The sequence below is a fragment of the Pseudomonas onubensis genome, from assembly GCF_965653655.1.
GTDB lineage: Bacteria > Pseudomonadota > Gammaproteobacteria > Pseudomonadales > Pseudomonadaceae > Aquipseudomonas.
Genome location: NZ_CBFHAZ010000003.1, coordinates 104,234 through 118,087 on the forward strand (window position 1 = coordinate 104,234; position 13,854 = coordinate 118,087).

Annotated in this window: 15 protein-coding genes; 7 read left to right on the top strand and 8 right to left on the bottom strand. The window is 61.4% G+C overall.

The genetic code is table 11. From position 1 onward, the window contains the following. Position 1: 1 nt before the first annotated feature. From ACTD9P_RS02225 to ACTD9P_RS02240, 4 genes are all read right to left on the bottom strand, one after another. Positions 2 to 1,117 (bottom strand): uroporphyrinogen-III C-methyltransferase, encoded by a 1,116-nt coding sequence (locus ACTD9P_RS02225; protein ID WP_438866500.1) that lies wholly within the window; start codon positions 1,115 to 1,117, stop codon positions 2 to 4. Between the two features lie 41 nt (positions 1,118 to 1,158). Further along, the gene (locus ACTD9P_RS02230) at positions 1,159 to 1,908 is read right to left on the bottom strand and encodes a uroporphyrinogen-III synthase (protein ID WP_438866501.1); all 750 of its coding nucleotides are present in this window, start codon (positions 1,906 to 1,908) and stop codon (positions 1,159 to 1,161) included. Further along, positions 1,905 to 2,846: a hydroxymethylbilane synthase gene (hemC, locus tag ACTD9P_RS02235; protein WP_438866502.1), complete on the bottom strand. Its 942-nt coding sequence runs from the start codon at positions 2,844 to 2,846 to the stop codon at positions 1,905 to 1,907. The genes ACTD9P_RS02230 and hemC overlap by 4 nt, the downstream gene beginning before the upstream one ends. A gap of 139 nt (positions 2,847 to 2,985) precedes the next feature. Continuing rightward, complete coding sequence (locus tag ACTD9P_RS02240) at positions 2,986 to 3,732, bottom strand: LytR/AlgR family response regulator transcription factor (RefSeq protein WP_200433104.1); 747 nt, start codon at positions 3,730 to 3,732, stop codon at positions 2,986 to 2,988. A 503-nt stretch (positions 3,733 to 4,235) separates the two neighbouring features. Here ACTD9P_RS02240 and argH point away from each other — a divergent pair. Beyond that, positions 4,236 to 5,630: an argininosuccinate lyase gene (argH, locus tag ACTD9P_RS02245; protein WP_008439335.1), complete on the top strand. Its 1,395-nt coding sequence runs from the start codon at positions 4,236 to 4,238 to the stop codon at positions 5,628 to 5,630. 134 nt (positions 5,631 to 5,764) lie between these two features. On the opposite strand, the gene ACTD9P_RS02250 is transcribed toward argH, so the two are convergent. Next, a complete protein-coding gene (locus ACTD9P_RS02250) occupies positions 5,765 to 6,424 on the bottom strand; it encodes a glutathione S-transferase family protein (protein WP_438866503.1) in 660 nt (219 codons plus the stop codon). A 126-nt stretch (positions 6,425 to 6,550) separates the two neighbouring features. Here ACTD9P_RS02250 and ACTD9P_RS02255 point away from each other — a divergent pair, with 126 nt between their 5' ends. The 3 genes from ACTD9P_RS02255 to ACTD9P_RS02265 all read left to right on the top strand — a co-directional run bounded on the left by ACTD9P_RS02255 (position 6,551) and on the right by ACTD9P_RS02265 (position 10,241). Further along, positions 6,551 to 6,835 carry a hypothetical protein gene (locus tag ACTD9P_RS02255; RefSeq protein WP_438866504.1) on the top strand — a complete coding sequence of 95 codons (285 nt, stop codon included), beginning with the start codon at positions 6,551 to 6,553 and terminating at the stop codon, positions 6,833 to 6,835. Between the two features lie 148 nt (positions 6,836 to 6,983). Beyond that, positions 6,984 to 7,232, top strand: a complete 249-nt coding sequence (locus tag ACTD9P_RS02260; protein ID WP_438866505.1) for a TIGR02647 family protein — start codon at positions 6,984 to 6,986, stop codon at positions 7,230 to 7,232. Between the two features lie 168 nt (positions 7,233 to 7,400). Then, a complete protein-coding gene (locus ACTD9P_RS02265; protein WP_438866506.1) occupies positions 7,401 to 10,241 on the top strand; it encodes a class I adenylate cyclase in 2,841 nt (946 codons plus the stop codon). A gap of 11 nt (positions 10,242 to 10,252) precedes the next feature. Here ACTD9P_RS02265 and rnk read toward each other — a convergent pair whose 3' ends face one another. The 3 genes from rnk to cyaY all read right to left on the bottom strand — a co-directional run bounded on the left by rnk (position 10,253) and on the right by cyaY (position 11,348). Further along, the gene (gene rnk / locus ACTD9P_RS02270) at positions 10,253 to 10,663 is read right to left on the bottom strand and encodes a nucleoside diphosphate kinase regulator (RefSeq protein WP_438866507.1); all 411 of its coding nucleotides are present in this window, start codon (positions 10,661 to 10,663) and stop codon (positions 10,253 to 10,255) included. A 131-nt stretch (positions 10,664 to 10,794) separates the two neighbouring features. Beyond that, positions 10,795 to 11,013 (bottom strand): DUF1289 domain-containing protein, encoded by a 219-nt coding sequence (locus ACTD9P_RS02275; protein ID WP_438866508.1) that lies wholly within the window; start codon positions 11,011 to 11,013, stop codon positions 10,795 to 10,797. Positions 11,014 to 11,015: 2 nt separating this feature from the next. Then, positions 11,016 to 11,348, bottom strand: coding sequence for an iron donor protein CyaY (cyaY, locus tag ACTD9P_RS02280; protein ID WP_219270018.1), 333 nt, complete (start codon positions 11,346 to 11,348; stop codon positions 11,016 to 11,018). Between the two features lie 239 nt (positions 11,349 to 11,587). On the opposite strand from cyaY, the gene lptM reads away from it, so the two are divergent. Genes lptM through dapF form a run of 3 tightly spaced genes read left to right on the top strand, consistent with a single transcriptional unit; the run spans position 11,588 to position 13,846 of the window. Then, a complete protein-coding gene (lptM, locus tag ACTD9P_RS02285; RefSeq protein ID WP_017134995.1) occupies positions 11,588 to 11,755 on the top strand; it encodes an LPS translocon maturation chaperone LptM in 168 nt (55 codons plus the stop codon). A gap of 9 nt (positions 11,756 to 11,764) precedes the next feature. Beyond that, a complete protein-coding gene (gene lysA, locus ACTD9P_RS02290; protein WP_200433110.1) occupies positions 11,765 to 13,012 on the top strand; it encodes a diaminopimelate decarboxylase in 1,248 nt (415 codons plus the stop codon). Positions 13,013 to 13,015: 3 nt separating this feature from the next. Then, positions 13,016 to 13,846, top strand: a complete 831-nt coding sequence (dapF, locus tag ACTD9P_RS02295; protein ID WP_200433111.1) for a diaminopimelate epimerase — start codon at positions 13,016 to 13,018, stop codon at positions 13,844 to 13,846. The last annotated feature ends 8 nt before the right edge of the window (positions 13,847 to 13,854 follow it).

The window sequence follows — 13,854 nt, forward strand, 5'->3', positions numbered from 1 at the left end:
TCTACTCCTGGGTCGCCGGCGTGCCCGCCGACGCCTTGGCTTCATCGGCAGACAGATGGCGGCGCTCAAGGTAGGCCTGGACGGCGGCCAGGCTGGTGGCCAGGTCCGGCGTCACCACCGAGACAGCCTTGGGCTCAAGCTCGGCAATGCGCGCCAGCATCGCCTTGCTCTGCGGGTTGTCCTGGTTGAAGTTGTCCTGCAGCACGCTGCGCGCCTCACCGAGCGAGCGGCTGTACACCGCCGTTTCGCCGTTAAGTGCGGCCCACTGCGCTTGCTCCAGCGCCAGACTCAACGCCAGGCGCACTTGATTCAGGCCTTGGCCGGCGAGCAACGGACGAATGTTGTCATCGGGGTTGAAGTCGATGCGGAAGTAGCGAGAGATCTGCTCCCACCACTGGCTCAGGCGGTTTTCCGTATCGGTGCTTGAGCGCCCTTCGGACGCAGGTTCGGTGAGCTGATACTCCGGTGCGATAGCCGCAAGCGCTACGACCTGATCACGCAGCGCGGCCAGCTGCAAGTACAAGCCGGTGCGGTCGGGCTGCTCGGTGCTGCGCAGCGCGGCAAGGCTCTTGGCCAACTGCTCACGCGCGGCGTAGGCGCCGGGGTCACTCTGTTCGCGCAGAATTTCGTCAGCACCCTGGACCAGCGACTGGGCACTGTTGATGTCCTGCAAGGCAGAGAGACGCAAGCTGGCCAGGCGGATCAGGTGTTCGGCTTCGGCCAGGCGCCAGTCCTGGCGACTGGCGCCCAACACGGTTTCAAGGCGTTGGCTCAGGCGCTGCTGGTCACCCTGCAATTGGGCAACCAGCCGGCGGCGCTCCTCAAGCTCGTCCGCCGCAGGCAACTGCGCCAGACGCGCCGCCAGTTGTTGTTGGCTTTGTTTGAGGGATTGGGATTGATCATCAAGGGTCTGCACCTGGCCCAGCTGTTGCTGGCTGCTGGCTTGCAGGGCACGGACCTGCCAGATCCCCCAACCGCCAGCGGCGACGCCTGCGGCACCGAGCAACAGGGCCACAACCGCCAGGCCATTGCCACGGCGTGGCGCGGCGACCTGTGACTCAACCGGCGCATCAAGTGCGGGTTGGGTTTCATCTTTAGGCAAGGCTGTTTCGCTCACGTATCCGTCCTTTGCGTATCAGAGAGTGGGCGCCGCATGCCTTATGAGGCAGCGCTGCGCAACGCCACTAACAAAGCCGCGGCACTCGCGCCGCGACAATCCACAACTTTTTCTGCACCAGCGGCCCGCGCCATTTCAGACACGCGAGGGCTGGGCACGAACAACGGCAGCTGCGCCACCTTCGGCCAATCGGGGCCGGCCAGGGCTTGCAGGTGTAAAAAACCCTGCCCACTGCTGACCACCAGGCCGTTCAAGCGTTCCAACTGGATGCGTTGCATCAACGCCCCGGCAGCGTAGGCCGGGAGGAAACGACGATACAACTCCAGATAATCGACACTAGCACCTTGCTCACGCAAACGCTCAGCCAGCAACTCCCGGCCGCCCTCGCCACGCAGGATCAACACCCGGGCACCGGGCACTGCGACAGCCTCGCGCAAGGCCGGCAAGGCAAGCAAGGCCTCGCTGTCGTCGCCGGTTTGCGGATAGTGAACGTTGAGGCCGTAATCGGCCAGTACCTGCGCAGTGGCAGCGCCCACGCTGAACCACGGAAACGCTGGCCAGGGCTGCTGCAATTGCTGCACAGCCAGACGTGCAGCCGGTTTGCTCACCACAATTACCGCGCTGTAGCGGCCCAGGTCAGCAAACACAGCCTGCTGCTCGGGCGTGACGGGCAAGGCTTCGGTATCCAGCAACGGCAAGCTGCAGCTGAAAATACCGACGTCGGCCAACATCGCAGCCACGGCCGCCGATTCTTCGGCGGGCCGCGTCAGCAGCACGCGCCAATCGGTCACTGCGGGCCGGCCTCGCCATAGACTTTTTCCAGAATGGCGCCGGCGCCCTTGCCCAGTAGCTCCTCTGCGACCTGGATGCCCAAGGCGGTCGCGTCACGCTGCGGCCCACGCACCTCGGCGGTGAGCAGCGTGCCGCCGTCCGGATCACCGACCAAGCCACGCAGCCAGAGGTTTTCACCCTCAAGCACCGCGTAGCAGGCAATCGGCACCTGGCAGCCACCGTTGAGGTGCTTGTTGAGGGCACGTTCGGCGGTGACACGCACTTCGGTGTCGTGGTGATCGAGAGGTTTGAGCAAGGCATGGATTTCGCTGTCGGCGGTGCGACATTCAATGCCAACTGCGCCCTGCCCGCCAGCTGGCAAGCTGTCTTCGACGCTGATGGCCGACGTAATGCGGTCTTCGAAGCCCAGGCGGATCAAGCCGGCAGCCGCAAGGATGATCGCGTCATATTCGCCGGCATCCAGCCTGGCCAGGCGAGTGTTGACGTTGCCGCGCAAAAAGCGAATCTGCAGGTCCGGGCGACGGGTCAGCAATTGCGCCTGACGACGCAGGCTGGAGGTGCCGACGATGCTGCCCAACGGCAGCTCATCCAGCGATGCGTAGGTGTTGGACACAAAGGCATCACGCGGGTCTTCGCGCTCGCAGATGCAAAAAAGGCCCAGGCCTTCGGGGAAGTCCATGGGCACGTCTTTCATCGAATGCACGGCGATGTCGGCTTGGTTTTTCAGCAGCGCGGTTTCCAGCTCTTTGACGAACAAGCCCTTGCCGCCGATCTTCGACAGCGGCGAGTCGAGCAGCTTGTCGCCGCGACTGACCATGGGCACCAGGGATACTTTGAGGCCTGGATGAGCCTTTTCAAGGCGTGCTTTGACGTATTCGGCCTGCCACAAGGCCAGGGCGCTTTTACGGGTGGCGATGCGGATTTCGCGAGAGGACATGGATCAATCCGTACTGAATAGATACGGCAGATAATAACAGCTCAGGCAAACACGCTTTGATTTGAATCAGCAAGTGCGGGGCCTCCCTGGCCGCGTCGCACCGGGATAAGGGAATGCAGACCTCGCTACAGCCCTTGGGCTAAAGCTGCTGCATCATCTTACGCACGCCGGCGACATGACGTCGGCTGACAATCAAGGCATCGCCGTTCAGCCCTTTTAGGAACAGCTGAAAGTGCCCCAAAGGCGTGCGCTGCAGGCGTTCAATTCGCTCGCGGGCCACCAGTGCATTGCGGTGGATGCGCACGAAGCGGTCGCCAAACTCATCCTCAAGGGCTTTGAGCGGCTCATCGAGCAACACTTCGCCGCTCTCGTGACGCAGGGTCACGTACTTGTGGTCGGCAATAAAGTAGACCACCTGGCCCAACGGGATCAGTTCGATGCCCTTACGGGTCCGTGCGCTGATGTGGCTGCGCGGCCCGTTGCCACTTTGGGCAGCCGGCTGGGTCAGCGCAGCGAGTTGCACGCGGTTGGGGCGCTCGGCCTTCTTAAGCGCCTTGAGCAATGCTTCGCCCGTCACCGGCTTGACGATAAAGCTGACACCGCTGGCTTCCAGGGTCTCGGTGGAAAACTCTTCTTGTGCGGCGCACAGCACCACGGCAGGTGGCGACTCTCGCTCACTCAAACGGGCGGCGACTTGCAGGCCATCAAGGCCCGGCAAGCGGATATCGAGCAACACCACATCCGGCTTGAGGCTGTCGATCAGCGTCAATGCCTCTTCACCGTTGGTGGCACTCGGTTCAAGGACTGTATAACCCTCGAGTTCACTGACCAAACGGCTCAGTCGCTCGCGGGCTTGGGGTTCGTCATCAACGATCAGGACATTCATATTGCGCTGGATTCCTGCGTGAGTCTCGCACAAGGATAGCGTAGACAGGTGCGGTGACTTGCGTCACAGCGATCCACGCTAAGACTAGCGCGAGCGGCAAAAAGTGCCCCGGCAGCGGCACCCAAATTTACCCGGACCTGTTCAATTGCGCCCAAGACCTGCTGCCTTTGGGCATCGTCGTAGGGTTTGCTGATACACAATCCGAATACCCCCCTTTTTTAATGGATAGTCTGGGCTATGACCGCATCACCCGACTTTGGTGCATTCACGCTCTATCAGTGCAACTGTAGACGCTCGCTGAGACGATATTGCTCAATCGTCAAATATCGTTTCAATTAACGCCTGCCTCCAGTCTCGTCCCGGATGCGTTCGACGGCAAGGCACTTAGCCATCCTTGGCGCAAATAAAAATGCCGATCACCCGCAGCATCGCCTCCACGGGCAACCCTGTTATTATCGGCGGCACACCTCCACGCCTCTTTTAAGCAGATCACGAGCGAATCCATGAGCACCGACAAGACCAACCAGTCCTGGGGCGGCCGCTTCAGTGAACCCGTCGACGCCTTCGTCGCGCGCTTCACCGCCTCCGTCACCTTCGACCAGCGCCTGTACCGCCACGACATCATGGGCTCGATCGCCCACGCCACGATGCTGGCCAAGGTCGGCGTGCTGACCGACGCCGAGCGCGACAGCATCATCGACGGCCTGACCACCATTCGCGGTGAGATCGAAGCCGGCACGTTCGACTGGCGCGTCGACCTGGAAGACGTGCACATGAACATCGAGGCCCGCCTCACCGATCGCATCGGTGTGACCGGCAAAAAACTGCACACCGGTCGCAGTCGCAACGACCAGGTTGCCACCGATATCCGCCTGTGGCTGCGTGACGAGATCGACCTGATCCTGGCCGAAATCACCCGCCTGCAAAAAGGTCTGCTGGAGCAGGCCGAGCGTGAGTCCGGCACCATCATGCCCGGCTTCACCCACCTGCAAACCGCGCAGCCCGTGACCTTCGGCCACCACTTGCTGGCCTGGTTCGAAATGCTCAGCCGCGACTACGAGCGCCTGGTGGACTGCCGCAAGCGCGCCAACCGCATGCCGTTGGGCAGCGCTGCCCTGGCCGGCACCACTTACCCGATCGACCGCGAATACACCGCGCAGCTGTTGGGTTTCGACGCCGTGGGCGGCAACTCCCTGGACGGCGTGTCGGACCGCGACTTCGCCATCGAATTCTGCGCCGCCGCCAGCATTGCGATGATGCACCTGTCGCGCTTCTCCGAAGAGCTGGTGCTGTGGACCAGCGCGCAATTCCAGTTCATCGACCTGCCGGACCGTTTCTGCACCGGCAGCTCGATCATGCCGCAAAAGAAAAACCCCGATGTACCGGAGTTGGTGCGTGGCAAGAGCGGCCGTGTGTTCGGCGCGCTGATGGGCCTGCTGACCTTGATGAAGGGCCAACCGCTGGCCTACAACAAGGACAACCAGGAAGACAAAGAGCCGCTGTTCGACGCCGCCGACACCCTGCGCGACTCGTTGCGTGCGTTTGCCGACATGATCCCGGCGATCAAGCCCAAGCACGCGATCATGCGTGAAGCGGCGTTGCGCGGTTTCTCCACTGCCACCGACCTGGCGGATTACCTGGTACGCCGTGGGCTGCCGTTCCGTGACTGCCACGAAATCGTCGGCCATGCCGTTAAATACGGCGTGGATACCGGCAAGGACCTGGCGGAAATGAGCCTGGAAGAACTGCGCCAGTTCAGCGACCAGATCGAGCAGGACGTGTTCGCCGTGCTGACCCTGGAAGGCTCGGTGAATGCCCGTAACCACGTGGGCGGCACTGCGCCTGCGCAGGTCAAGGCAGCCGTTGTGCGCGGTCAGGCACTGCTCGCCAGCCGGTAATCCCTAAGACCAACTCGGTCAAAATGTGGGAGCGGGCTTGCTCGCGAATGCAGAGTGTCAGTCGCCAGAGATGTCGACTGATCTACCGCTTTCGCGAGCAAGCCCGCTCCCACATTTGATTGGGCCGTGGGCGACTACTTCTTGGCCGCAATCATCGCCATAAACGCCGGCATCGCCGCCTCCCTGTCCGCCGCCACCCTCTTGGCGTTGGGCATCTCATGCAGGCGCTCCAGCAACGCCTTGGCCTTCGGTAAATCCGCCAGCAAATCCAGACCAAACAGCTTCTCGCCCACCGCACAGGCGAGGTTCAGGCTGTACATGAAATACAGATCAGCAACCGTGAAGCTCTCTCCCGCCACATAGGGCGCGAACTTGCCGTGCCGACCCAAAGAAGCAACCCCCAGTAACAACTCCGCCCTGGTTTTGTCCTTGATCGCGTCCGGCACCGGCATACCAAAGAACGCCTCGGCAAAACACGCGCGGGCGGGCAACTCGATGTACAGCTCAATCTCCCGGCACAACGCCAGCACCTGGGCGCGCTGATACGGGTCGGCGGGCAGCAACGACGGGCCTTCCTGGGTTTGCTCGATGTATTCGAGGATCACGCTGGTTTCATTGATAAACCCTTGTTTGACGCCCAGCACCGGCACCTTGCCACGCGGGCTGACGGCCAGGGCTTCAGGGGTTTGGCCTGCGTAAAAGGGTACTTCTTCGAACGGCAGGCCTTTCTCCAGCAGCGCCAGTTTGACCATGTTGTAGTAGTTGCTGACCGAAAATCCGTAAAGCTTGAGCATTGCGAATGCCTCCAGGCCGGGTGTGGGGTTGGCTGCAAGAGTTATAGATCCAAGGAGCCCGACTGGCCAGCAGCATCAACTGCCTGAATGGCGGTAGACTGGCGCCCTTTCCTTGAGGAGCCTGCCATGAGCGAGCCGACCGATATCGACAACGACGAAGAAGAGTTCACCGAAAATACACTGATCGAAGCGATCGAAAACCAGATCGAAAGCGACAACCCGCCAGCGGCCAAGGCCACGTTCAACAAGCTGACCCTGGTGGGCTACGAGCGCGAAGACATTCTGCAAATGATGGCCCACGTCCTGGCCATCGAAATCGACGCGCTGCTCGAAGAAGACCGCGCCTTCAATACCGAATGGTATGAAACTGCCTTGCGCGCCCTGCCAGAGCTACCGCCCGAGAAGCAATAAGCCCGACACCGCGCTGGCCAGCAAGCGCTTGCTGGCCACAATCCCGCCCCACATCAACACTGCATGAGTTCCGACTGGACAGCTCGCCAAAGTGCGTTCACCTTATGGCTGCTAACGTCTAAAAATTCCTAGAAAGTCTGGAGTCCTTATGTCGTATACCCCTGAGTTGGTTGCCGAACTGGAAATCCTTGCACTCTTCAACCTGGGCAGCTCCCAGGAAGGTCTGAAAGTTCATCAGACTGCCGCTCCTACTGCCATTGCCGCTGCCCGGCGCCTGTTTGATAAAGACCTGATCGACCAGCCAGATGGTGGCTACCTCACCAGCCTTGGCCGGGATGCTGCCGAACACGCACAAAGCCTGCTGACTATTCTGACGACCAGCAAAGAAGCCGCCTGACACCTCGTATCGCCCACGGGATCCTCTTTTCACGGATTCCGCGGGCATTTCTGCGCCTGGGATAAAATTCTGGCGCCAAAAACAAAATCGCGCTAAACCTCCTACGCTACTGGCTGTAAACTCCTACACGGCCGCCCATGTCGGGCTCTGCGAGCCAACGACTCAGACATGACCCGCACCCATGAAATCCGCCCCGACCTGGACGAAGGCATCGACCGCAAGGTGCTGGCCCAGTTGCGTGCGCGCTTCATGGCCCTCAATGCAGGCCGCATGGCGCGAGCCGTCGAAGGGCTGACGCCGCGCCAACAGAGCGTGCTGACCCTGCTGCCGTTGTTTTTCCACGTCAACCACCCGTTGTTGCCCGGCTATGTCTCCAGCAGCACGCCGGCAGGGTTGTCGAGTTTCGAACCCGACGCCCAGGCTCTGACGGAAGCCCAGCGCCTGACCCGCTCGTTCTCCTACAAACCGCGCCATGGCAACCCGCCGCAGCCGATCCATGGCCTGTTCCTGATGGGCAGCCTTGGCACCTTGGCCCAGGCGGACCAGAGCGACATGGACGTGTGGGTCTGCCACGCGCCAGACCTTGGCGAGAACGAACTGGCCGAGCTGCGCAAAAAGTGCCAGTTGCTGGAAGCCTGGGCGCTGACCATGGGCGCCGAGGCGCATTTCTTCCTGATCGAGCCGACGCGCTTTGTGTTAGGCGAGCGCGACACCCAACTGAGTTCCGACGACTGCGGCACTACCCAGCATTACCTGTTGCTGGATGAGTTCTACCGCACCGCCATCTGGCTCGCCGGGCGCACGCCCATCTGGTGGCTGGCGCCGGTCTATGAAGAAACCCGCTACGCCGAATTCACCCACGCGCTGATCTCCAAACGTTTTATCCGCGCCGATGAAACCCTCGACCTCGGCCACCTGGCGCACATCCCGCCAGGCGAATTTATCGGCGCCGGATTGTGGCAACTGTTCAAGGGCATCGAGTCGCCGTACAAATCGGTGCTCAAGCTGCTGCTGACCGAGGTGTACGCCAGCGAACACCCCAACGTGCACTGCCTGAGCCTGCGCTTCAAACGTGCGGTGTTCGCCAACCAGATGGACCTGGACGAGCTGGACCCGTACATCGTGGTTTACCGCCGCATCGAGGAATACCTCAAGGCGCGCAATGAGCCCGAACGCCTGGAGCTGGTACGCCGTGCGCTGTACCTGAAGGTTAATCGCAAGCTCAGCGCCGGTCAGCGCAGCACCAGCTGGCAGCGACTATTACTGGAGCGTCTGGCCCACGAATGGGGTTGGGGCCAGCGTCAACTGGCCTTGCTGGACAGCCGCAGCCAGTGGAAAGTACGCCAGGTGGCTTCCGAGCGCCGCGCGCTGGTCAACGAGCTCAATTACAGCTATCGATTTCTCACCCAGTTCGCCCGCACCGAGCAGACCGTCAGCCTGATCAATAAGCGCGACCTCAATGTGCTGGGCCGGCGCCTGTATGCCGCATTTGAGCGCAAGGCCGGCAAGGTTGAGTTCATCAACCCCGGCATCGCTCCGGACCTGGCCGAAGACACCCTCACCCTGGTGCAATCGCCCAACCGCAAAGAGCCTGGCCAGCATCATTGGGGCTTGTACAACGGCAACCTCACGGCGCTGGAATGGGAGCACTTCGCGCCGATCAAGCGCAGCCGCGACCTGTTGGAAATGCTCACCTGGTGCCATCGCAACGGCGTGATCGACAGCAGCACGCGCCTGGCCCTGCATCCAGGCGTCAGCGACGTGACCGAGTTCGAGCTGTTCAACCTGCTGGGCTGCCTGCAACAGACCATCGCCCTGCCCCTGGCCAGCGTCGATGAGGACCGCCTGTTGCGCTCGGCGGTGCCGGAAGAGGTGCTGTTGCTGATCAACGTCGGCGTCGATCCGCTCAAGCATCACCGCGATTTGAATATCCTCATGACCACCGAACGCACTGACTCCCTGAGCTACGCCGGTGTGCGCGACAACCTGGTGCTGACCCTGGATCAGGTCACGCTCAACAGTTGGAACGAGGTACTGGTCAGCCGCTACGACGGCCCCCATGCACTGCTCGACTGCCTGCGCGACTACCTCAACCAACTGCCGCCGAACCACCTGCCACGCCTGAGGGTGCGCTGCTTCTGCCACAACCGTGCGCAGTTCATTGCCCAGCGTGTGGAAGAAATCTTCGATACCGTGCAGAACCTACTGCTTGGCCAGTCCAATCACCGCTATCTGTTGCAGGTGCAGCAGCATTATCACGTGATGGAACTGACGCCGGGCCAAGCCACTCACGTGCCACTGCCCACCCAGGATGCACTCATCGCCTACCTCAGCGAGGAGCTGGCCAGCTATAGCCCGCTGCACCTGGACGCCATGGCGCTGGAAGACCACGACCTGGCCCTGCTGCTGCCCATGGGCCTGGCTGATTGTGTGCAGGTGTTCTACCGGGTCAATGAAGGCTTCGCCGAGCTGTATGTGTTGGATGAGTTCAACGCGCTGTGGCAGCAACGCTTGCCGTTTCATGATGAGCAAAGCCTGTTGGCGCCGCTGCAGCGCTTCCTGCAGTCGATCATCTACCGTCGCGAAGCCCTGGCGCCGCTGGATACACAGCAACCGCTGGGTGAAGTGCAAACTTTGTATTACCAACTGTTGCCGTCAGGCAGCCAGCGCGCCCGCGGCATCGAGCCTCGGCCGGCGCCGCAGAACCCGGCCAACAAACCGTTTTATGACGTGCAGGCGATTATCGGCAAGGCCGCACCGGGCCAGGTCGGCATCACGCTGTACTGCAATCAACGGGAGTTTTCCGAGCTGGAGTTCGGCGACCAACTGTTTGCCGTGGTGGCCCAGGAAATCGTCGGGCAACGCCGGGAGACCGAGCGTTACCGCTGCTACATCACCGACCTGGACCTGTCCGGCCTGCTCGGTGATGTGCAAAGCCCGAGCAACTTGTATCTGCGATACAAGGCCGAGCTGGAGTTGTCGCTGAATGCGGCGCTGAGCCAGATTTAAGCGGCTCTTGCTTAGATGGAAAATGCGCCGCCATCTTTGGGCTGGCCTTCGACGCTGAGCAATTCAAGCTTCAACGTCTTGCCGCCCGGAGCTGGCCAATCGATGTGCTGACCCACTTGCAGGCCCAGCAACGCGCTGCCTACCGGTGCCAGGATCGAAATTTTACCTTCGTCGGCGTTGGCATCCTTGGGGTAAACCAGGGTCAGGTGACGCTCCTTACCACTGCTTTCTTCACGGCAATGAACGCGGGAGTTCATGGTCACGACGTCTTCCGACACTTCATCGTGGCCGACTGTTTCTGCGCGATCGAGTTCGGCTTGCAACGCTTCGGCACCGGGAAACTCATCGCCCAAGCGGTCGATCAATTGCTCCAGACGCTGCACGTCAAGACGGGTGAGAATGATGGACGGTGCGGTGGTCATGATTCAGGCAGACTCCTTTTTTCTGCACAAAAAAGCAAAACCCCGCCAGGAAAAGGCGGGGTTCTCGCGGGCCTCGATGAGTTGAGGCGTACCCGGACACTACCACAGCGTCACAAATAAACAAGACGGCCTCAGGCGCGCGCCCTGCGCTGTTCGGCCTCGGCGCAAATCACCCGGCGCCGGGCATCGTCGGCGGAGCGCCATTCACGGATGTCTTCCACGTGACGGTGGCAGCCGAGACAGACTTTATGCTCGTCCAGGCGACACAAACTGATACAAGGTGACGGCACCGCCGGGCTGACATTGCTGAACAGCGGCTTGGGCGGGCGTACAGGTGCAGGCTGGGTCACGATCAGATCTCGTCGAAGTCCAGCTCAACGCCGGCTTGTTCCTGGACGAGGCGTGCGAGCATTTCGCTTAACAGCTCATCGCTGGTATCGCACTGCCAGTTGTTGTCTTCTTCGTTGTAGTCGAAGTGAAAACCACCCGAACGCGCCGCCAGCCACAGCTGACGCAGCGGCTCCTGACGGCTGAAGATCAGCTGGGTGCCGTTTTCAAACTTGACGGTCAGCACGCCAGCCGAGTTTTCCAGGTCCACGTCCAGGCCGCTGTCGTCGAAAATATCTTCCAGCGCCTGCTGGGTCGAATCCACCAGGTCGTGAAAACGGGCTTCGGTCAAACTCATTGTGGGAACCTCGAAAAGTGTCTGGTCACGCTCAAGCGGCGCACGATACGGACGCGCCATGATGAATGCAAAGAATACCGATTTCATTACCCGCAGCCGCGTGAAATATCGTTATTTACCGTAGGCCGAATCGCGGCATGCTCGGCAAACCCCCGCCGGACGGGTATTACGGCGCATAGGCAAGCTGGCGGGTGGTCGGTATACTCGGGCGCAATTAATGCATATTCAAGGATTTCGCCATGAAGCGCCTGATCTCTTCCCTTGCTGCGCTCGTCGCGGTCGCTTGCCTCGTTAGTGCCTGTGGTCAAAAAGGCCCGCTCTACCTGCCCGATGACAGCAAAGACCCGAACGACCAGGCACAGTCGTCGCAAAAAGCTGCAAAAGCGCATAAGCACGACACTTACTAAGGGACCATCATGGACGCTTTTAACTACCGGGACGGCGAGCTGTTCGCGGAAGGCGTGGCGCTGTCCGCGATTGCCGAGCAGTTTGGCACCCCGACCTATGTGTACTCGCGTGCGCACATCGAAGCCCAATACCGCTCGTTCACCGACCCACTGGAAGGCGTTCCACACAGGGTGTGCTACGCGGTCAAGGCCAACTCCAACCTGGGTGTACTGAATGTCCTGGCGCGTCTTGGCGCTGGTTTTGACATCGTTTCCCGTGGCGAGCTGGAACGTGTTCTGGCTGCCGGCGGCACGGCTGACAAAATTGTCTTCTCCGGTGTCGGCAAAAGCCGTGAAGACATGCGCCGCGCCCTCGAAGTCGGCGTGCATTGCTTCAACGTCGAATCCACCGACGAGCTGGAGCGCCTGCAAGTGGTCGCCGCCGAGATGGGCGTTCGCGCGCCGATCTCCCTGCGCGTAAACCCGGACGTCGATGCCGGTACGCACCCGTATATCTCCACCGGTCTCAAAGAGAACAAGTTCGGCATCGCCATTGCCGACGCCGAGGACGTGTACATCCGTGCCGCACAGCTGCCGAACCTGGAAGTGCTGGGTGTCGACTGCCATATCGGCTCGCAACTGACCACCCTGCCGCCGTTCCTCGATGCGCTCGACCGCCTGTTGGCACTGACCGAGCGCCTTGGCGAGTGCGGCATCTACCTGCAACACATCGACCTTGGCGGCGGCGTGGGTGTGCGTTATCGCGATGAAGAACCGCCGCTGATCGCCGATTACATCAAGGCTGTGCGCGAGCGCACCGAAGGCCGCGGCCTGACCCTGATGTTCGAGCCGGGCCGTTATATCGTCGCCAACGCCAGCGTGCTGCTGACTCAGGTGGAGTACCTCAAGCACACCGAGCACAAGGATTTCGCCATTGTCGATGCGGCCATGAACGACCTGATCCGCCCGGCGCTGTACCAAGCGTGGATGGACGTCACAGCCGTAACCCCGCGCGAGGGCGAAGGCCGCGCCTACGATATCGTCGGCCCGATCTGCGAGACCGGCGATTTCCTGGCCAAGGACCGTCAGCTGGCCCTGGAAGAAGGTGACCTGCTGGCCGTGCATTCGGCCGGTGCCTACGGGTTTGTCATGAGTTCCAACTACAACACCCGCGGCCGTGCGGCCGAGGTGCTGGTGGACGGTGATCAAGCGTTTGAAGTGCGTCGCCGCGAGACGGTAGCCGAGTTGTATGCTGGCGAAAGCCTGCTGCCGGAGTAAGCCATGCTGCTGCGTTTTACCAAGATGCACGGGCTGGGTAATGATTTCATGGTCCTTGACCTGGTCAGCCAGCACGCGCATATCCTGCCCAAGCACGCTAAACAGTGGGGCGACCGCCACACCGGCATCGGTTTCGACCAATTGCTGATCGTCGAGGCGCCGAGCAACCCGGAGGTGGATTTCCGTTACCGGATCTTCAACTCCGACGGCTCCGAAGTGGAACAGTGCGGGAACGGTGCGCGCTGCTTTGCGCGCTTTGTGCTGGACAAGCGCCTGACCGCCAAGCGCCAGATTCGCGTCGAAACCAAGAGCGGCGTGATCGAGCTGGATATTCGCAGCGACGGCCAGATCAGCGTCAACATGGGCGCGCCACGCCTGGTGCCGGCGGATATTCCGTTTCAGGCCACCGAGCAGGCCGCCAGTTACGCGCTGGACGTAGAAGGCAAAATCGTCGACATCGCTGCCGTCTCCATGGGCAACCCCCATGCCGTGCTGCGGGTCAACGACATCAATAACGCCCCAGTGCATGAGCTGGGGCCGAAGATCGAGCATCACCCGCGCTTTCCGGCACGGGTCAATGTGGGCTTTTTGCAGGTGATCGACCGTACCCGCGCGCAGCTGCGTGTGTGGGAACGCGGCGCCGGCGAAACCCAGGCGTGCGGCACCGGTGCTTGCGCCGCAGCCGTCGCCGCGATCAGCCAGGGGTGGATGGATTCGCCCCTATTGATCGACCTGCCTGGTGGACGCTTGTCCATCGAATGGGCAGGGCCTGGCCACCCGGTGCTGATGACCGGGCCGGCCTCGCGTGTATACGAAGGACAGGTCCGTCTATGAGTGAGCCA

Coding starts and splice junctions, on each gene's coding strand:
- hemC (WP_438866502.1), bottom strand. CDS start 2,846: ATGTCCTCTCGCGAAATCCGCATCGCCACCCGTAAAAGCGCCCTGGCC.
- ACTD9P_RS02240 (WP_200433104.1), bottom strand. CDS start 3,732: ATGAATGTCCTGATCGTTGATGACGAACCCCAAGCCCGCGAGCGACTG.
- argH (WP_008439335.1), top strand. CDS start 4,236: ATGAGCACCGACAAGACCAACCAGTCCTGGGGCGGCCGCTTCAGTGAA.
- ACTD9P_RS02250 (WP_438866503.1), bottom strand. CDS start 6,424: ATGCTCAAGCTTTACGGATTTTCGGTCAGCAACTACTACAACATGGTC.
- ACTD9P_RS02255 (WP_438866504.1), top strand. CDS start 6,551: ATGAGCGAGCCGACCGATATCGACAACGACGAAGAAGAGTTCACCGAA.
- ACTD9P_RS02260 (WP_438866505.1), top strand. CDS start 6,984: ATGTCGTATACCCCTGAGTTGGTTGCCGAACTGGAAATCCTTGCACTC.
- ACTD9P_RS02265 (WP_438866506.1), top strand. CDS start 7,401: ATGACCCGCACCCATGAAATCCGCCCCGACCTGGACGAAGGCATCGAC.
- rnk (WP_438866507.1), bottom strand. CDS start 10,663: ATGACCACCGCACCGTCCATCATTCTCACCCGTCTTGACGTGCAGCGT.
- cyaY (WP_219270018.1), bottom strand. CDS start 11,348: ATGAGTTTGACCGAAGCCCGTTTTCACGACCTGGTGGATTCGACCCAG.
- lptM (WP_017134995.1), top strand. CDS start 11,588: ATGAAGCGCCTGATCTCTTCCCTTGCTGCGCTCGTCGCGGTCGCTTGC.
- lysA (WP_200433110.1), top strand. CDS start 11,765: ATGGACGCTTTTAACTACCGGGACGGCGAGCTGTTCGCGGAAGGCGTG.
- dapF (WP_200433111.1), top strand. CDS start 13,016: ATGCTGCTGCGTTTTACCAAGATGCACGGGCTGGGTAATGATTTCATG.